The 19,645-nt window shown below is 41.6% G+C and carries 12 protein-coding genes and 4 tRNA genes; all 16 read right to left on the bottom strand.

Annotated features, from left to right (window positions below):
* Positions 1-62 precede the first annotated feature (62 nt).
* Positions 63-1,250 carry an iron-containing alcohol dehydrogenase gene (locus tag IV67_RS08420; RefSeq protein ID WP_057788962.1) on the bottom strand — a complete coding sequence of 396 codons (1,188 nt, stop codon included), beginning with the start codon at positions 1,248-1,250 and terminating at the stop codon, positions 63-65.
* A gap of 93 nt (positions 1,251-1,343) precedes the next feature.
* Positions 1,344-2,531, bottom strand: coding sequence for an iron-containing alcohol dehydrogenase (locus IV67_RS08415; RefSeq protein WP_057788960.1), 1,188 nt, complete (start codon positions 2,529-2,531; stop codon positions 1,344-1,346).
* A gap of 126 nt (positions 2,532-2,657) precedes the next feature.
* Entirely contained in the window at positions 2,658-6,329 is a 3,672-nt protein-coding gene (rpoC, locus tag IV67_RS08410) for a DNA-directed RNA polymerase subunit beta' (RefSeq protein WP_057788958.1), read from the bottom strand.
* A 136-nt stretch (positions 6,330-6,465) separates the two neighbouring features.
* On the bottom strand, positions 6,466-10,062 hold the full coding sequence (gene rpoB, locus IV67_RS08405; RefSeq protein WP_057788956.1) for a DNA-directed RNA polymerase subunit beta: 3,597 nt from the start codon (positions 10,060-10,062) through the stop codon (positions 6,466-6,468).
* A gap of 285 nt (positions 10,063-10,347) precedes the next feature.
* A complete protein-coding gene (locus IV67_RS08400) occupies positions 10,348-12,864 on the bottom strand; it encodes an ATP-dependent Clp protease ATP-binding subunit (RefSeq protein ID WP_057788955.1) in 2,517 nt (838 codons plus the stop codon).
* A 2-nt stretch (positions 12,865-12,866) separates the two neighbouring features.
* Positions 12,867-13,346, bottom strand: a complete 480-nt coding sequence (locus tag IV67_RS08395) for a CtsR family transcriptional regulator (RefSeq protein WP_057788952.1) — start codon at positions 13,344-13,346, stop codon at positions 12,867-12,869.
* A gap of 133 nt (positions 13,347-13,479) precedes the next feature.
* Positions 13,480-13,553: transfer RNA gene (locus tag IV67_RS08390), tRNA-Arg, on the bottom strand.
* 49 nt (positions 13,554-13,602) lie between these two features.
* Positions 13,603-13,676 (bottom strand) — tRNA-Arg (locus tag IV67_RS08385).
* 26 nt (positions 13,677-13,702) lie between these two features.
* Positions 13,703-13,775 (bottom strand) — tRNA-Thr (locus tag IV67_RS08380).
* 6 nt (positions 13,776-13,781) lie between these two features.
* Positions 13,782-13,863, bottom strand: a tRNA-Leu gene (locus IV67_RS08375).
* A gap of 135 nt (positions 13,864-13,998) precedes the next feature.
* Entirely contained in the window at positions 13,999-15,285 is a 1,287-nt protein-coding gene (gene serS, locus IV67_RS08370) for a serine--tRNA ligase (protein WP_057788950.1), read from the bottom strand.
* Between the two features lie 11 nt (positions 15,286-15,296).
* Positions 15,297-15,944 carry a deoxynucleoside kinase gene (locus IV67_RS08365; RefSeq protein WP_057788949.1) on the bottom strand — a complete coding sequence of 216 codons (648 nt, stop codon included), beginning with the start codon at positions 15,942-15,944 and terminating at the stop codon, positions 15,297-15,299.
* A gap of 75 nt (positions 15,945-16,019) precedes the next feature.
* Positions 16,020-16,784, bottom strand: coding sequence for a M15 family metallopeptidase (locus IV67_RS08360; protein WP_057788947.1), 765 nt, complete (start codon positions 16,782-16,784; stop codon positions 16,020-16,022).
* Positions 16,785-16,888: 104 nt separating this feature from the next.
* On the bottom strand, positions 16,889-17,308 hold the full coding sequence (locus tag IV67_RS08355) for a F0F1 ATP synthase subunit epsilon (protein ID WP_057788945.1): 420 nt from the start codon (positions 17,306-17,308) through the stop codon (positions 16,889-16,891).
* A 21-nt stretch (positions 17,309-17,329) separates the two neighbouring features.
* Positions 17,330-18,730 carry a F0F1 ATP synthase subunit beta gene (gene atpD / locus IV67_RS08350; protein WP_057788944.1) on the bottom strand — a complete coding sequence of 467 codons (1,401 nt, stop codon included), beginning with the start codon at positions 18,728-18,730 and terminating at the stop codon, positions 17,330-17,332.
* A 38-nt stretch (positions 18,731-18,768) separates the two neighbouring features.
* Positions 18,769-19,644 (bottom strand): F0F1 ATP synthase subunit gamma, encoded by an 876-nt coding sequence (locus IV67_RS08345; RefSeq protein WP_057788942.1) that lies wholly within the window; start codon positions 19,642-19,644, stop codon positions 18,769-18,771.
* Position 19,645 lies beyond the last annotated feature (1 nt).

Below are 19,645 nucleotides of genomic sequence, written 5' to 3'. Positions count from 1 at the left end.
TCCTTTTTTATGATTTGTTCCATTTGAATAAAAAAAGTGAGCTGAATGCTCACAAATTTGATTTATTCAAATCCTTCAGTTGTCATTGATTGTTCATATAGCTTAACCACGTCAGCAGTCTTGAGTTTTACAAACGCGACCTTGTCTAACTTTCCACCTGTAACAGCCGCTTGTGCCATCACCTTGAAGTTTTCATCAGAATCAATTCCGACCTCGGGCAGCGTCATTGGTACGCCTAAAGCTTTAATCCAATCATATGTTTTTTGAATCGCGGCTTTTGCTACATCCATATCTTGATCACCTTCTAAATGCCAGACATTACGACCATATTGTGCAAATTTTGGTGCTGTTTCATCACTCAACACATAGGTCATCCAGCGTGGTGTTAAGATTCCTAACCCAATCCCATGGGTAATGTCATAATAGGCTGAAAGCTGATGCTCAATGGCATGTGCTGTCCAACGATTTTTATTTCCCTGGCGCAACAATTCGTTCAATGCCATGGTTGATGCCCACATTAAATTAGCACGCGCATCATAGTTATCAGGTTCTTCAATCGCCACAGGTGCCCACTTAATCACGGCACGCATCACACCTTCGCGTAATCCGTCTTGCACATCATTATTAATGGCATTATCGAAATACTGTTCAAATAAATGTGACATAATATCAGTTGAACCAGCTGCTGTTTGACGTTGTGACACAGTATAAGTCAAGGTTGGGTCTAAAAATGACACTGCTGGACTATTTGGCCCACGTGTACCTTGCTTTTGATGGGTATCTGGATTGGAAATGACTGAGTTATAATTCATTTCACTACCCGTTGCCGCTAAGGTTAAGATATCAACAAATGGTAATTGATCTATCTTTTGACGTAATGCTGGATTCAATACCAAATCCCATGGATCACCGTCATAAAATCGAGCTGATGCAATAACCTTGGTTGCATCAATAACTGACCCACCACCAATCGCTAAAATAGCGTCAACATCATGCTCTTTAACCAGCTTTTGACCAGCACGCACTGAGTCAATCTTTGGATTGGGCTCAATTCCACTTAATTCGATAATATCAAAACCATCTAACGCCTTTATTACGCGGTCATATAGTCCAGTCTTTTTGATTGAACCACCCCCATACGTTAACAGAATGCGTTTCCCAAAGCGTTCCATAACTGGTGCTAATTCTGAATCAAATCGATCTGGTCCAAAATGAACTTCAGTTTTATTTACAAAGGTAAAGTCTTCCATACTATCCTCCCAATCATCATTTATCATATCATCTAAGTATACCTTATTTTAGAACACAAAAAAAACGTGAGTTGGCTGCTCACGTTTTCAGTTTTATTCAAAATTATCAGTTGTCATTGATGCTTCAAATAACTTCACCACATCTTCAGCTTGCAACTTAACATAGGCGTCTGTGTCCAAAGCACCAACTTCAACAGCTGAATCAGCCATTGCCAAGAAATGTTCATCACTAGTGATGTCTACACCTGGAAGTGTCATTGGAACATCTAGGCTCTTAATCCAATCATAGGTTTGTTGAATCGCTTGTTTTGCAACAGCCATGTCATCATCTCCAACAATATGCCACACATTACGGCCATATTGTGCAAATTTAGCAGCTGTCGTCTCACTCAAAATATATGACATCCAACGTGGTGTTAGAATTCCCAAACCAACACCATGGGTAATATCATAATATGCTGATAATTCATGTTCAATTGGATGCACAGTCCAGTCATTTTGATTACCCAAACCAACTAGTCCGTTCAACCCCATTGTTGATGCCCACATCAAATTAGCACGTGCATCGTAGTTTTTTGGATCAGCTAATGCAACCGGCGCCCACTTAATGACCGCACGCATCACACCTTCACGCAATCCATCTTGAACGTCATTATTCGTCGCATTATCAAAATATTGTTCAAATAGATGTGACATAATGTCGATTGATCCAGCTGCTGTTTGCCACTTTGAAACTGAATATGTCAAAGTTGGATCTAAAAATGAAACAGCTGGTGTATTTGGTCCAAAGGTTGCTAACTTTTGATGTGTGTCTGGATTTGAGATGACTGAGCCATTATTCATTTCCGTTCCAGTTGCGGACAAAGTCAAAATATCAACAAATGGTAATTGGTCAATTGTTTGACGAATATCTGGATTAATGACTAAGTCCCATGGATCTTCATCATAAAAACGTGCTGACGCAATCAATTTACTTGCATCAATTACTGATCCACCACCAACTGCTAGAATGGCATCAATATCGTTTTCCTTCGTTAAACGTTGCCCATCACGAACTGAGGCAATCTTTGGATTTGGTGCGATACCATCCAATTCAAACACTTCAAAATCTTTCAAGGCGGTCATAATTCGGTCATATAAACCGCTTTTCTTAATTGATCCACCACCGTAAGTTAATAGAATGCGTTTCCCAAAACGTTCCATGACTGGCGCTAATTCAGCATCAAGTCGGTCGGCCCCAAAACGAACTTCTGTTTTATTTACAAATGTAAAATCTTCCATGAGATCCTCCAATATTTCCGATTTAATTTACTTATTGTAAGTATAATTATGACACACTTTTATTCCAATTTAAAGTCAAACAAAAAAAGCGAACTGATAAACTATCAGTCCACTTCTTTATTAAAATTATTCCGCAGTTTCACTCATTGCATTTGCAATGTCTGAAGTTGATGGAATATTTGTACCATCTTCATTAGTTACGATAGGCTCGCCTACTACTTCGGGTTGCACAGCTTGGTACTCCTTCATACCAGTACCAGCTGGAATCAACTTACCAATAATAACGTTTTCCTTCAAACCAATCAATGGGTCATTCTTACCGCGAATAGCAGCATCAGTCAAGACACGAGTTGTCTCTTGGAATGAAGCGGCTGACAAGAATGAGTTTGTTTCCAATGAGGCCTTTGTAATTCCAAGCAAGATTGGACGACCAGTTGCAGGCAACTTACCTTCCAATAATGGCTTTTCATTGGCCGCACGGAATTCAGCGATGTCCATCAAAGTTCCTGGCAACAATTCTGTATCACCTGGATCCATGACACGCACCTTACGAAGCATTTGACGTGCCATAACTTCGATGTGCTTATCACCAATTTCAACACCTTGCATACGGTAAACCTTTTGAACTTCGTCCACTAGGTAATTTTCTGTAGCAAGTGTATCACGCACTTCGATCATTTCCTTAGGGTCAGCTGAACCTTCGTTCAAAGTCTCACCACGGTGAATATGATCGCCTTCTGCAACACGCATACGTGCTGTCATTGGCAAAGTATAAGTACGTGTATCAGTTTCACCTTCAACTGTAACTTCCTTCGTACGGTCAGCTGGGTTTTCTTCAATTGATTGAATTTCACCAGTAACTTCAGAAATCACGGCACGACCCTTAGGGTTACGTGCTTCAAAGATTTCTTGCACACGAGGAAGACCTTGCGTGATGTCGTTTCCGGCAACTCCACCCGTGTGGAACGTACGCATAGTCAATTGAGTACCAGGTTCACCGATTGATTGAGCGGCAACAGTTCCGGCAGCTTCTCCAACTTCAACAACATCACCGGTAGCCATGTTACGACCGTAGTCCTTAACACAAACTCCGTGTTCTGTATTACAAGTGAAGGCTGAACGGATGTTTACTGTTGTGATACCGGCATCAAGAATTTGTTGTGCCTTAGCTTCATCAATCATTTCGTTGTGCGCAACAATTGTCTCACCAGTTTCTGGATCGATAACTGACTTTTGTGCGAAACGACCCAAAATACGATCGTATAATGGTTCCACAACTTCATTACCATTCATAATAGCGGCAACATCAAGACCACGATCACTTCCACAATCGTCTTCACGGATGATAACGTCTTGCGCAACGTCAACCAAACGACGTGTCATATAACCAGAGTCGGCAGTCTTCAAGGCCGTGTCGGTCATTCCCTTACGAGCTCCGTGGGTAGAGAAGAACATCTCCAACACAGATAGACCCTCACGGAAGTTTGAGATGATTGGCAATTCCATGATACGTCCGTTAGGCGCAGCCATCAAACCACGCATACCAGCAAGTTGAGAGAAGTTAGAGATATTACCACGAGCTCCAGAATCTGACATCATGAAGATGTTGTTGTCAGGTTCAAAGTGCGCAATCAATTGATCAGTAATATCATCTTTAGCCTTATTCCAAATTGCGATAACACGTTCATAACGCTCATCATCTGTAATCAAACCACGACGGAATTGCTTTGTAACTGTTGCAACTTGCTTGTGGGCAGCTTCAACCAGTTCAGGCTTTTCTGTCAATTCAGTAACGTCAGCCATACCAACAGTCAAACCTGACTTAGTTGATATATCATAACCCAAGTCCTTCATACGGTCCAAAAGAAGTGACGTTTCCGTAACCTTATAAACCTTATAAATTTGGGCAATGATATCTGACAAGAATCCCTTCTTAAATGGTGGCAAAATTGGTGTATCAGCGAAGTAATCACTAATATCCGTACCAGCATCTAAGAAGAAGCGGTTATCAATTTCAGCAAAGTTTGCTGAATTTGGTTCGTTCAAGTATGGGAAGTCAACTGGCAAGATCTCGTTAAAGATCAACTTACCAACAGACGTTACCATAACCTTTGAACGTTGTTCGTCAGTAAATGGCTTTGATGCTGGGAAAGCAGCCGTTTGAATACCAACACGTGAGTGCAAATGCACATAACCGTTTTGGTAAGCAGTACGGGCTTCATCAACACTACTAAAGATCATGCCTTCACCTTCACGACCAGCTTCTTCAGTCGTTAGGTAGTAGTTACCGATAACCATGTCTTGTGATGGTGTAACGATAGGCTTTCCATCCTTAGGTGCCAAGATGTGACCAGCGGCAAGCATTAGCAAACGTGCTTCAGCTTGTGCTTCATCTGACAAAGGTACGTGAATGGCCATTTGGTCACCGTCAAAGTCGGCGTTATAAGCTTCACAGACCAATGGGTGCAAACGCATCGCCTTACCTGAAACCAAAACAGGTTCAAAGGCTTGGATTCCAAGACGGTGCAAAGTTGGGGCACGGTTCAAAAGAACTGGGTGCTCCTTGATTACATCTTCAACCACATCCATCACATCATCATCACGACGATCAATCTTACGCTTAGCAGCACGAATGTTACCAGCTAAACTACGTTCAACTAATTCATGCATAATGAATGGACGGAACAATTCGATTGCCATTGGTACAGGCAATCCCATTTGGTTCATCTTCAAGAAAGGACCAACGTCGATAACTGAACGTCCTGAATAGTCAACACGCTTACCAAGCAAGTTTTGACGGAAACGTCCTTGCTTACCCTTAAGCATGTGTGACAATGACTTCAATGGACGATTACCAGGACCTGTTACGGGACGACCACGGCGACCGTTGTCGACCAAAGCGTCAACCGCTTCTTGTAACATACGCTTTTCGTTTTGCACGATAATACCAGGGGCATTCAACTCCAACAAACGCTTCAAACGGTTGTTACGGTTAATCACACGACGGTACAAGTCGTTCAAATCAGAAGTCGCAAAACGACCACCTTCAAGTTGGACCATTGGACGCAAGTCAGGTGGGATAATTGGAATAACATCCATAATCATCCATTCAGGCTTGTTACCAGAAGTCGCAAAGGCTTCCAAAATATCCAAACGACGAACGGCACGCACACGCTTTTGACCAGTTACTTCACGTAACTCAGCCTTCAAACTTTGAACTTCAGCTTCCACATCGACATGTGATAGCAAAGTCTTAATGGCTTCAGCACCCATTCCAGCTTCAAATTGGTTACCATATTGTTGCTTTAACTCACGGTATTCACGTTCTGAAATAATTTGCTTTTCAGTCAATGGTGTATCACCAGCTTCAGTGACAACATATGATGCAAAGTAAATGATTTCTTCCAATGAACGTGGTGACATATCCAAAACCAATCCCATACGTGATGGAATTCCCTTGAAGTACCAGATGTGTGATACAGGAGCGGCTAATTCAATGTGACCCATGCGTTCACGACGGACCTTAGAAGTTGTAACTTCAACTCCACAACGATCACAGACGATTCCCTTATAACGAATACGCTTGTACTTTCCACAAGCACATTCATAGTCTTTAGTAGGTCCGAAGATACGTTCGTCGAAAAGCCCATCTTTTTCAGGCTTTAGAGTACGATAATTGATTGTCTCGGGCTTCTTAACTTCACCGTAAGACCAGCTACGAATTTTGTTGGGACTTGCCAACCCAATTTGCATGCTTTCAAACTTATTGACATCAATCAATGGTTTGACCCCTTTCATAGGTTCTTTAACAATCCGATTTGCAATCGTAAACCTGCAGGTATGAACACACTTATCACGCTGATATATTTTGCTCATACCCACAGGCTTAGCAATTACTAAACCGGGGACATTTTCTGATTTAACAGATCAAAAATTAGTCTTCTTGATCACTTGTGTTCGCAACACCTTGTGCTTCAGAAGGTGTTTGAGCAGGTGCATCAGCTGTAGCGTCATCCGTTACAGGCTTGTTGATGTTAACAACTGCGTCATCGCCTTCTTCTTCATCCAAATCACGTAGGTCAATTTCAGCATCAGCTGCATCAAGAACCTTCATATCAAGTCCTAATGCTTGCAATTCCTTAACCAACACACGGAATGATTCAGGCACACCAGGCTTTGGAATTTGTTCACCCTTAACGATGGCTTCATAAGTCTTCACACGTCCAACAACGTCATCCGACTTGTAAGTCAAGATTTCTTGTAGGGTATGTGCAGCACCATAAGCTTCAAGGGCCCAAACTTCCATTTCACCGAAACGCTGTCCACCAAATTGCGCTTTACCACCAAGTGGTTGTTGCGTAACAAGTGAGTAAGGTCCGATTGAACGGGCGTGGATCTTGTCGTCGACCATGTGGGCCAACTTCATATAGTGCATAACTCCGACCGCAATACGCTTGTCAAAGGCTTCACCAGTACGTCCGTCATACAAAACAGTCTTACCATCACCTGGTAGTCCAGCTTCTTCAACGGCATCCCAGATATCCGTGTCACGCGCCCCGTCAAAGACAGGTGATGCAACGTGGATACCCAATTCACGAGCAGCCATTCCTAAGTGCAATTCAAGCACTTGTCCAATATTCATACGTGATGGCACACCCATTGGTGACAACATAATGTCAACTTGAGTTCCATCTGGCAAGTATGGCATATCTTCTGAAGGCACAACCATTGAAACTGTACCCTTGTTACCGTGACGTCCGGCCATCTTGTCACCAACTTGAATCTTACGACGTTGGGCAATGTAGACACGAACCATCATGTTAACACCTGGTGACAATTCATCGCCGTTTTCACGTGTGAAGATACGAACGTCTTGAACGACTCCGCCTCCACCGTGTGGTACACGCAATGATGTATCACGAACTTCACGTGCCTTTTCACCGAAAATAGCATGAAGTAGACGTTCTTCAGCTGAAAGTTCAGTCACACCCTTAGGTGTTACCTTACCAACCAAAATATCACCGTCTTCAACTTCAGCACCGACACGAATAATACCACGTTCATCCAAATCGCGAAGTTGTTCTTCACCAGTATTTGGAATTTCGCGTGTAAATTCTTCAGGGCCAAGCTTTGTATCACGTGCTTCTGATTCATATTCTTCAATGTGAATTGACGTATAGACATCATCACGAATCAAACGTTCATTAATGATGATGGCATCTTCGAAGTTATATCCTTGCCAAGTCATGAAGGCAACCAATGGGTTTTGTCCCAAAGCTAATTCACCTTGTTCCATTGATGGACCATCGGCGATAACTTCATCAGCATCAACCTTGTCCCCAACAGCGACAATTGGACGTTGGTTATAATTCTTACCGGCATTTGAACGACGGAACTTCATAAGCTTGTACTTATCTAATGAACCATCTTCACGACGAATGCGAATTTCACGTCCGTCAACATATTCAACCGTTCCAGAATAAGCAGCAACCACAGCGACACCAGCGTCGTGGGCAGCCTTGTATTCAATTCCAGTTCCAATCAAAGGTGCGTGTGGGTTAATCAAAGGCACCGCTTGACGTTGCATGTTGGCACCCATCAAGGCACGATTTGAGTCATCGTTTTCCAAGAAAGGAATGGCAGCAGTGGCAACGGCAACCATTTGCTTAGGTGACACGTCCATGTAGTCAACGTCTTCAATTGAAACTTCCATGTTTTCATCCCCAGAACGGGCCAAAACAGTATCAGTTGCAAATGAACCATCTTCATTCAAGACAGAGTTACCTTGCGCAACGACGAAGTTATCTTCTTCATCAGCCATCAAGTAATCAATCTTATCAGTCACCTTATGTGTATCCCATGAAACACGACGGTATGGTGTTTCAATGAATCCATAACGGTTAACACGGGCATAAGTGGCCAATGAATTGATCAACCCAATGTTAGGTCCTTCAGGCGTTTCGATTGGGTCCATACGACCATAGTGTGTATAGTGAACGTCTCGGACTTCATATCCGGCACGGTCACGAGTCAAACCACCAGGTCCAAGGGCTGACAAACGACGCTTGTTAGTCAATTCACCCAATGGATTTGTTTGGTCCATGAATTGTGACAATTGTGATGAACCAAAGAATTCCTTGGTTGCAGCCACAACTGGACGAATGTTAATCAATTGTTGCGGTGTCACTGTGTCAGGGTCTTGAATTGACATACGCTCACGTACAACACGTTCCATACGGCTCAAACCAATACGGAATGTGTTTTGTAGCAATTCACCAACACGACGAACACGACGGTTACCCAAGTGATCAATATCGTCAGTTGCACCGATACCCATTTGCAAGTTCAAGAAGTAATTCATACCTGCAATAATATCTGATGGTTGTAGATCACGAACTGATTCATCAAAATGTCCGTTACCAATCATTGGCAAAACATTTTCAGGATCATTTGGATCTTGTACCAAGACACGTTGAATCAACATAGGTGCTGTCACAACGGCATCATCAGATGGAATATGTTCTTCCATCTTAAAGTCATCACGGTCAAGGAATGGTGCCAAAACGCCCATAACCTTCTTATCAATGACTGTTCCCTTTTCAAACAAAACTTCACCAGTATCTGGATCAGCCAATGTTTCACCAAGCGTCAAGCCCATCAAACGTGACTTCAATGACAACTTCTTATTCATCTTGTAACGACCAACAGGCGCCAAGTCATAACGACGAGGATCAAAGAAACGCGCTGTCAAAAGTGAACGTGATGACTCAGCAGTCTTTGGTTCACCTGGTCGTAGACGTTCGTAAATGTCCTTCAAGGCCTCTTCAACACGTGAATCGTTGATTTCCTTGTGAACATCCTTATCTAATGTCAAATTAATTGAGTCATATTGCTCACCCAAGATTTGTAGAATTTCAGAATCTGAACCAAATCCTAGCGCACGTACCAATTCTGTCATTGGCAACTTACGCGTACGGTCAATACGAACATAATCTAAGCCCTTGGCATCTGTCTCATATTCTAGCCATGCTCCACGGCTTGGAATATAAGTCGTACCAAAGATTGGACGACCATTTTTATCGGCTTCTTCATTGTAATAAACACCAGATGAACGTACTAATTGTGAAACAATAACACGTTCGGCACCATTAATAATGAAAGTTCCTTGTGGCGTCATTAGTGGGAAATCACCAAAGAAAACATCTTGGGACTTGATTTCACCAGTTTCTTTATTTGTTAGACGTAATGTTACGTGCAAAGGTGCTGAATAATTTGCATCGTGATTACGTGCTTCTTCAACTGTGTACTTAGGCTCCATGAGCTTATAGTCCACAAATTCCAATGACAACTTACCTTGGAAGTCTTCGATTGGCAAAATGTCCGTAAACATTTCACGTAATCCTTCATCCAAGAACCAGTTGTATGAATCCGTTTGAATTTCGATCAAGTTTGGCAAATCAAGGACATCCTTAATTCGCGCATAACTACGACGAACACGGTGCTTACCGTATTTAACAAGCGTTCCTACCAAGTTCTCCACCTCACTTTGATTTGGCTAATTGTGTGCAGCCGTTCCTTACAATTGTGTTACAAATTTCCAAAACGACCCTTAAAAATCAGTTTTTGGGCGCAAAAAAGACAAAAGCATCTCCTCAAATTTTTCAAAAAATGCTTCCGTCTTTCTATTCGTTAGACGACTTGGGACAATATTTCCAAGCCATCTAGATTTTCATACACAATTAAAACTAACTGTCAGTATACAATAAAAAACAAACAAAAACAAGTTGCCTTGCTTTGTCTGTTTTTATCTGACACTTTATGCTTCAACAGGTGTTTTTGCTTTATTTTTCTTATTTTCTTTAATGGTTAATGTAATTTCACCTTGCTTGGCACCAATAACCACTTCATTCTCTGTCGTTACACGACCTGATAGCAATGCATCTGACAATTTATCTTCAACCTTCGTTTGAAGGGCACGACGAATTGGACGGGCACCATACTCAGCATCGTAACCTTCATCTGCAATCACATCGATTGCCGCCGGTGTCAATTTCACTGCAATGCCTTGTTCCTTAACACGAGCTAACATATCGTCGGCCATCAATTTCACAACATCGTGAATTTGTGGCTTGGTCAAATTGTGGAAGACCACAATCTCATCAAGACGATTAATGAATTCAGGACGGAAAGTTTCTTTGACTGTTTCATTAACCAAAGCTTTCATTGCTTCATAGTCATCACTGGCTGATGTTGCGCCGAAACCAACCTTCTTTTCATCACGAATACGTGTGGCCCCTAAGTTTGACGTCATAATAATAATCGTATTTCTAAAATCGACCTTACGACCCTTAGCATCCGTCAAGAAACCTTCGTCAAAGACTTGCAACATCAAATTATAGATATCTGGATGTGCTTTTTCAGCCTCGTCTAACAAGACAACTGAATATGGATGACGACGCACTTGTTCGGTCAATTGACCACCTTCGTCGTAACCAACATATCCAGGTGCTGAACCAACCAAACGACTCGATGAATAAGCTTCACGATATTCAGACATATCCACACGAATCATATTATCCTTAGATCCAAACATCGCTTCTGCCAAAGTCTTAGCCAATTCTGTTTTTCCAGTTCCAGTTGGTCCTAAGAACATAAAGGTTCCGATTGGACGATTAGGATCTTTCAATCCTGAACGCGCACGACGAATCGCACGGGCAACCGCTGAAATGGCTTCATCTTGGCCAATCACATGTTCATGCAAGACTTCTTCCAAATTCAACAAACGAGCTTGTTCTGACTGTTCCATTTGATGCAACGGAATTCCCGTCTGTTCAGCAATAACTTGATTGACATCATGCTCATCAACCTTTAAGGCATAATCCGGTTTTTGGTCTGGATCAACCGGATGTTTTTCTTGGTAATCTTCAATCACACCGCGTTGATCCAATTCAGATTGACGCAAACGCGCTGCTTCTTCAAAGTCCAAATTTTCGATTGCTTGTTCTTTTTCACGACGCAAACGATTTAATTCATCATTTAATTCTGCAAGTGGTGTTTTATGGCCAGACTCTTCAATACGTACTTTGGCCGCAGCTTCGTCCATAATATCGATTGCTTTATCTGGTAAGAAACGATCACTAATATAACGATCTGATAGTGTCACCGCATTTTTAATCGCCTTATCTGAAATTCCAACTTGATGGAATTCTTCATAACGGGGACGAAGCCCTTCCAAAATCGCCACGGATTCATCCAAACTTGGTTCTTCCACTTGAACCTTGGCAAAACGACGTTCCAGTGCAGCATCAGATTCAATGTACTTTTGATATTCATCTAATGTCGTTGCCCCAATTGTCTGCAATTCACCACGGGCAAGAGCTGGCTTCAAGATATCTGAAGCATCAATCGCTCCTTCGGCACCACCAGCACCAATCAATGTATGCAGTTCATCAATAAAGAGCACAACATGTCCGTCTTGTTGAATCTCATCAATAATCTTCTTGACGCGATCTTCAAATTCACCACGGAATTTTGTTCCGGCAACCAATGATCCCATGTCTAACATCATTAAACGCTTCTGGGCTAAATCATTTGGTACATCTTTGGCAACAATCCGTTGTGCTAGGCCTTCCGCAATCGCGGTCTTACCAACACCAGGTTCTCCAATCAAAACGGGATTATTTTTTGTTCGACGTGACAAAATTTGGACAACGCGTTTAATTTCATCATCACGACCAACAACTGGATCAATTTTTTGTTCACGCGCTTGTTGCGTTAAGTCACGGGCTAATGAATCAAGCAATGGTGTTCCTTGTTCATCAGCCTCAGCCTGTTGACCGCCCATATTGGCACGTTGTGCGTTACGGGTCCGCTTACGTTGTTCTTTCGGGTTAACCCCTAATTTCATCAAAATCACACGGCTTAGCTCTTGGCTCGTAACCCCTAAGTCATGCAAAATACGTGTCGCCAAAATTGACTCATCTGAAATTAAAGCCAATAAAATGTGTTCAGTTCCAACACGTTCTTGCTTAAATTCCGTTGCTTTCTTAATTGCTAGTTGCAACATATCACCAGCTTTTGGTGAGTATGGCAAATAACTCGTCGCGTACTCGCGATGCAAATTCCCGTAACCGGTAAAGAGTTCAATTTCTTCTCGTACAACTGATTCGGTCACATCAAATTGTTCTAAAATTTTAGCTGCGACCCCTTGTGGTTCCATTGTCAAAGCTAGCAACAGATGTTCAGTTCCAACTGCTTGATGTTTAAAATATTTCGCTTGTTCTTGGGCTAAAACTAGGACTGTCTTGGCACTCTCTGTAAATTCTTTTTCCATATTTAATCACGCTCACTTTCAAACCGTAACCGATTGAGTAATTGTTTCAATAAACGCGCTCTTAGATATTCCTGGTCTGCTCTTGAGGCCAGTACATCTAACGTTTCTTTGCTGAGAACTGTTTGAATTAAACATTCTTCATGTTCAGTCAAAACAGCTTCTCGCGTTAAGCACTCCAAAATATCGTCTGCCTGTTTAACGTTCATTGTCTCAGGCAATTCATGCAACATTGTTTCAATATACTGTGAGTCTGGACCAACCGCGACTTTGACGATTCGAATATAACCGCCGCCACCTCGTTTAGATTCCACTAAATAGCCCTTTTGTAAGGTGAAACGGGTCTTAATCACATAATTAATTTGTGAGGGGACCACGTCAAAGCGTGTCGCAATATCTGAACGCTTAATTTCAACCTGATTGACACTTGCTAATAGCTCTTTTAAGTACATTTCTATGCAATCTGACATATTTTGATCAGACATGCGTCACACCTCCTTTGACTAATATTGACATTTATTATAAGCATCAATTAATTTAATGTCAACATTAGTCAAAGTTGTCCATTACAGGCAACAAAAAAGCCATTAAGTAACTTAATGGCTTCAAAGCATGATATGCACCTAGCAGGAGTCGAACCTGCAACCTTCTGATTCGTAGTCAGACACTCTATCCAATTGCGCTATAGGTGCAATATTATTCAATTAACACAATATAAAATTTAAAAAATCATATCGCTGATGCACCTAGCAGGAGTCGAACCTGCAACCTTCTGATTCGTAGTCAGACACTCTATCCAATTGCGCTATAGGTGCAATACCATCATAACTTGGTATGAAAATGCCGACTACTGGATTCGAACCAGCGACCCCTTCATTACTAGTGAAGTGCTCTGCCAGCTGAGCTAAGTCGGCATCTAATGCGGATGACAGGAATCGAACCTGCACGCCCGAAGGCACTGGAACCTAAATCCAGCGCGTCTGCCAGTTCCGCCACATCCGCATGGCTTGTTTTTTCGAGGTCTCCCTGAAACAACTTATTTATCATATCAAGCATACAGACTAAAGTCAACACATTTTGCAAATTAATTTGTAAAAGAAAAAAGCAACTGCCAAAACAGCTGCTTTTTCATTGATATTAGTGTAAATCTTTTTCAGATACAATCTTATCTGCACCAAAGTATGGTACTAATACTTCCGGAACCGTCACAGTTCCATCTTCATTTTGATAGTTTTCAAGGATAGCTGCAACTGCACGTCCAACAGCCAAACCTGATCCATTCAAAGTGTGAACATATTGAAGCTTACCTTCGTCATCACGATATTGAATATGTGCACGACGTGCTTGGAAAGATTCTGTATTTGAAACAGAAGAAATTTCACGGTATTGGTCTTGCGCTGGCATCCATACTTCTAAATCATTTGTCTTAGCAGCTGAGAATCCCATGTCTCCTGTTGATAGAGTCAACACGTGATATGGCAAGTTCAACTTTTTCAAAATGTTTTCAGCATTTTCAACCATCTTGTCTAATTCCGCATAAGATTGTTCTGGCTTGGCAAACTTCACCATTTCAACCTTATTGAATTGATGCATACGAATCAATCCACGCGTATCACGCCCAGCTGATCCAGCTTCTTCACGGAAAGCAGGTGTCAATGCCGTTACTGAAATTGGTAGCTTCTCAGCATCAATCACTTCATCACGATAGTAGTTAGTCAATGGCACTTCCGCGGTTGGAATCAAAGTCATCGCTTCGTTTGTTCCCACACGGTAAGCGTCATCTTGGAACTTAGGATATTGTCCAGTTCCGTACATGGCAAGATCCTTAACCAAGTAAGGTGGCAACATTTCAATGTAGCCTTCCTTTTCGTGTTCATCTAGCATGAAGTTGTAAACTGCTCGTTCTAAACGTGCACCTTGGCCAACATAGTAGACGAAACGCGCACCTGAAACTTTAGCACCACGTTCAAAGTCCAGAATACCAAGATCTTCACCAATCTCAAAATGCGCTTTAGGTTGAAATGAGAATTCAGGTAAATCACCAACACGATATTCTTCACGATTTGAATCTTCATCAGGTCCAACCGGAATTGATTCATTTGGCATATTTGGCAAATGTAGCGCAATATTTTCAATTTGGCTATCTAATTGCTCAACTTGCTCATCCATACCTTTAATATCAGCTGAAACTTGTTGCATCTCAGCGATAACATCCGAAGCATCTTCCTTATTACGCTTCTTCAAACCGATTTCATCAGAAACCTTGTTACGGCGGGCCTTCAATTCTTCAGTTGATACTAATAGTTCGCGACGCTTAACGTCTGCTGCTAATAGTTCTTCAATTGTCGCCGCATCAACTCCACGAGTTGCCAAACGTTCCTTAACTAGTTCCGGATTATTCCGAATCATCTTCATTTCTAACATATCTACGCCCCTTACTTCAAATGTAAACTAACGAGTTTATCATCAATTTGTTGCAACACTGCATTAGCTGCATCGTCATCCTCAACAAAATCATACTTATCACCATCAATTTGTAATTTAGGTGAGTCATTATATGCATCGAACCAGTTCGAATAACGTTCATTAAGTTCTTTATAGTATTCATATAAGGAACTATCTTGTTCAATTTGTTCGAAATCACGTCCACGCTTTTTAATACGGTCAAGCATCGTATCAAAACTAACTGAAATGTGAATCAACAAATCAGGCGTCTTTACAACTGCCTCATTTGAAAAATCAACTTGTTCCATCATGTTATTCAACAAATCACTATAGATACTAGCCTCGATTTGCGTTGCTCGTTCTAAATCGGCATTCAACTGGAATAACAAGCGGTCCTCATAAATCGAACGATCAATCACGTTCAACGGACTTCCTTGTGCATCTTTAATATTTTCTAAGCGCTTATTCAAAAAATAATTTTGGAGTAAAAAGCCATAACGCTTAGGGTCGTCATAAAACAATGGCAAAATTGGATTATCATCAACTGATTCGTAATATGCATTGCTCTCTAGATGATCAGCAAGCATGGTCGTTAAGCTGGTCTTTCCAGCGCCAATTGTTCCTGATAATACAATCATCGACTGCGGTCCCCTCTTCTAAAAATTCATTATAATTTATTCTACCAAATATACCTGCTAATTAATATAGCAAAACTACTTTGTCGATTGGCCTTGAATCAGGTCATCATACTCTTCGAGTGTCAAATGATGCTTCGTCATATACTTTGCATTTTCGACCCCTACATAACGGAAATGCCAACTTTCATAATCAATCCCGGTGCTCTTTTTTGCGGCCTCAGATTTTGGATAGCGTAAAACAAAACCATAATCTGGTGCATGTTCGATTAACCATTTTTGCCCCTCAGTTTTATCCGAATCCGACTCCAATTGATGATATTGTTGCCAATATTCATCGGTCATCACATCAACAGCTAATCCCGTTTGATGTTCACTAGCACCTGGTGTTTGAATAACCGCACGGGTTGCTTTTTTCGCTTCTGATTCCGTCATGCCATTGTTTATGTTTTGTTGCACATTTTCATTAAAAACTTGTTCTTGATATTTTTTGGAGCGATAGCCAGAAACCAATGTTGCTGGATGCCCAGCATCTTTAGCAGCATTTAAGAACTTACGTAGCGGTTCATCGATTTCCTGACTATATTGAATGCCATTCATTTCAGACTTTTCAAAATCCAATTCATGATCAAGCACATGCTGCTTATTCACTAAAATAAGCGTGGAATTGTCTGCTTCGGCCGTATTTGGCAGGTCAGTTTTTTGACTTGATTCTGTGGCCCGACTACTTGATTTTGAACTTACTAAGGACGGCAACTGGTTCTGACTATGCATGATATATACGCCGCCCCCAACGAGCACAATCACACCAACACAACTTAAAATAATGTTTTTATATTTCATATAATGGCCCCCATTTCGTTTTAAGCCCCAAAAAAATTAAACATATTCATCCAATAAAAAGACTTCTCTTAAATTATAAGAGAAGTCTTCTAGATAATAAACTTTTATTCACCCGTCGCAGCATGAATACGTGTAACAGCACGTACCAAGGCTGCTTGAGCCAATTGTTGTTCACGCTGATTGTGCGCTTCGCGTAAACGTCGTTCAGCACGATCACGTGCACGTTCAGCACGGTTCACGTCAATTTCACCGGCTTTTTCCGCCGCATCCGCTACAACCGTCAATTTGTTTGATGAAAATTCAGCAAAGCCACCATTCACAGCTAAACGCTCTTCATAGTCATTCGCTTTATCTTGAATTCGCATCTCACTCGTCGCTAAAGCTGAAATAAGCGGATTGTGATTTGCCATGATTCCAAGTTCACCGTCAGTCGTGTGGATGACCGTTAACGTGGCATTGGGGTAATTAAACACCTCACCATTAGGTGTCACCACAGCTACTTCAAAGTTATGTGTCTCTTCCATGGTCAACCTCGCCTATCTACATTAAGCCAACGTCTTGGCTTTTTCTGCGACTTGTTCGATTACACCAACGTTACGGAAGGCATCTTCAGGATATTGGTCATACTTACCTTCCAAAATTTCCTTAAAGCTACGAACCGTATCATCAACTGAAACATATTCACCCTTAACACCCGTAAATGTTTCGGCAACAGAGAATGGTTGTGATAAGAAGAATTGGATACGACGAGCACGGTTAACAACCGTCTTCTCTTCATCTGACAATTCATCCATTCCCAAAATTGAAATAATGTCTTGCAATTCACGATAACGTTGCAAAGTGTGTTGCACTTCAGTTGCAACTTCATAGTGTTCTTTTCCAACAATTTCAGGCGTCAACGCTGTTGATGTTGAAGCCAATGGATCAACGGCAGGGTAGATACCTTGTTGGGTCAATGAACGTTCCAAATTCGTTGTCGCATCCAAATGCGCGAATGTTGTTGCAGGCGCTGGGTCAGTATAGTCATCGGCAGGCACGTAAACGGCTTGGATTGATGTAACTGATCCATTCTTAGTTGATGTAATACGCTCTTGCAATTGACCCATTTCAGTTGCCAATGTTGGTTGGTATCCAACGGCTGATGGAATTCGACCAAGCAAAGCTGATACTTCAGATCCAGCTTGCGTGAAACGGAAGATATTATCAATGAACAAAAGCACATCTTGATGCTTCTCATCACGGAAATATTCAGCCATCGTCAAACCAGTCAACGCAACACGCATACGTGCACCAGGAGGCTCATTCATTTGACCATAGACCATGGCTGTTTGCTTCAACACGCCTGAGTCAGTCATTTCATGATACATGTCATTTCCTTCACGAGTTCGTTCTCCGACCCCGGTGAAAACAGAAATACCATTGTGCCCTTGGGCAATATTGTGAATCAATTCTTGAATAAGAACTGTTTTTCCAACTCCAGCACCACCGAACAATCCAATCTTACCACCACGAATATATGGGGCAAGCAAGTCAATAACCTTAATACCAGTTTCTAAGACTTCTGTTGATGTTGATAGTTGATCGTAATCTGGAGCTCCACGATGAATTGGATGACGCTCTGCATCTGGGCCAAATTCTGGTCCATTATCAATCGCTTCACCTAACACATTAAATACACGACCTAATGTATCTTCACCTACAGGAACTTCAATTGGTGCACCTGTATCGGTAACCTGCATACCACGTTGTAACCCATCAGTTGAATCCATGGCAATTGTTCGCACAATTCCATCACCCAATTCCAAAGATACTTCAACTGTTAGAGTCTTGTTATCTTCACCTAAATCAACAACTAATGCATTGTTGATTGCGGGTAATTCATCATTTGACGAGAAAGCAACATCGACCACAGGCCCAATGATTTGAACAATTTGTCCGGTACTCATTGTTGTTTCCTTTCTATGCTAAGCGCCGGTGCGTGCACTTATTCAAGTGCAGCCATTCCACCGGTAATTTCAGTAATTTCTGTTGTAATTGCGGCCTGACGCGCACGATTATAATGCAATTCCAAGTCATCAATGACTTCCTTGGCATTATCTGACGCTGAAGACATCGCATTAACTGATGCTGAATGTTCCGCAGTTTTGGCATCCAAAATGGCACCAAAGACAAGACTCTGTGCATACTGTGGTAACACAGTTTCCAAAACCTTATCAGCTGACGGATTCATATCGTATTCAGCACTCAATGACCCTGATTCAGTTTCCAAGTTGGTTGTATCAATTGGCAAAATTTGTTCCAATTGCACTTCATTACTAATACGTGAAGCAAAGTGTTGATAAGCCAATTCTAGTTCATCATAAACTTCATTGTCATACATAGCCGTAACCGTCTTAACAATATCACGTACTTCCATGAAATCAGGGACATCAGAAACACCACGATATTCATACGCAACATTGAAGCCACGCTTCTTAAAGAAGTCAGCTCCATTCCCACCAATAGCCAAAATCACGACATCATCTTTAGTCAAATGTCGTTCTTCAAAAGCTGACATCACGCGCTTAATGAGCATTGAATTATAACCACCCACTAATCCACGGTCTGATGTAATGATCAAAAATCCAACTTTTTTCACTTCACGTGATTCAAGTAAAGTCCCTTTCACATTTGATAAATGTGCTTGAGCTAAATGCGAGACAACATCTTGAAGGTGTTGGGCATAAAGACGGTAACCGGTACCAGAACGTTGAATTTTTGAGAGCTTAGCTGTCGAGACCATTTGCATGGCACTCGTAATTTGACGGGTACTTTTTGTCGAATCAATTCGATGTTGAATTTCTTGCAAAGAAGCTGCCATA

The sequence above is a fragment of the Weissella minor genome, assembly GCF_001437425.1.
GTDB classification, from domain to species: domain Bacteria; phylum Bacillota; class Bacilli; order Lactobacillales; family Lactobacillaceae; genus Weissella; species Weissella minor.
Note: the sequence above shows the minus strand (reverse complement) of the source record. Positions and strands in the feature narration are given on the sequence as shown.

Excerpts from the sequence above, each read along its gene's own strand:
- serS (WP_057788950.1), bottom strand. The coding sequence starts at position 15,285 with ATGTTAGAAATGAAGATGATTCGGAATAATCCGGAACTAGTTAAGGAA.
- atpD (WP_057788944.1), bottom strand. The coding sequence starts at position 18,730 with ATGAGTACCGGACAAATTGTTCAAATCATTGGGCCTGTGGTCGATGTT.
- rpoC (WP_057788958.1), bottom strand. The coding sequence starts at position 6,329 with ATGAAAGGGGTCAAACCATTGATTGATGTCAATAAGTTTGAAAGCATG.
- IV67_RS08345 (WP_057788942.1), bottom strand. The coding sequence starts at position 19,644 with ATGGCAGCTTCTTTGCAAGAAATTCAACATCGAATTGATTCGACAAAA.
- IV67_RS08395 (WP_057788952.1), bottom strand. The coding sequence starts at position 13,346 with ATGTCTGATCAAAATATGTCAGATTGCATAGAAATGTACTTAAAAGAG.
- IV67_RS08400 (WP_057788955.1), bottom strand. The coding sequence starts at position 12,864 with ATGGAAAAAGAATTTACAGAGAGTGCCAAGACAGTCCTAGTTTTAGCC.
- IV67_RS08420 (WP_057788962.1), bottom strand. The coding sequence starts at position 1,250 with ATGGAAGACTTTACCTTTGTAAATAAAACTGAAGTTCATTTTGGACCA.
- IV67_RS08365 (WP_057788949.1), bottom strand. The coding sequence starts at position 15,944 with ATGATTGTATTATCAGGAACAATTGGCGCTGGAAAGACCAGCTTAACG.
- IV67_RS08355 (WP_057788945.1), bottom strand. The coding sequence starts at position 17,308 with ATGGAAGAGACACATAACTTTGAAGTAGCTGTGGTGACACCTAATGGT.
- IV67_RS08360 (WP_057788947.1), bottom strand. The coding sequence starts at position 16,784 with ATGAAATATAAAAACATTATTTTAAGTTGTGTTGGTGTGATTGTGCTC.
- IV67_RS08415 (WP_057788960.1), bottom strand. The coding sequence starts at position 2,531 with ATGGAAGATTTTACATTTGTAAATAAAACAGAAGTTCGTTTTGGGGCC.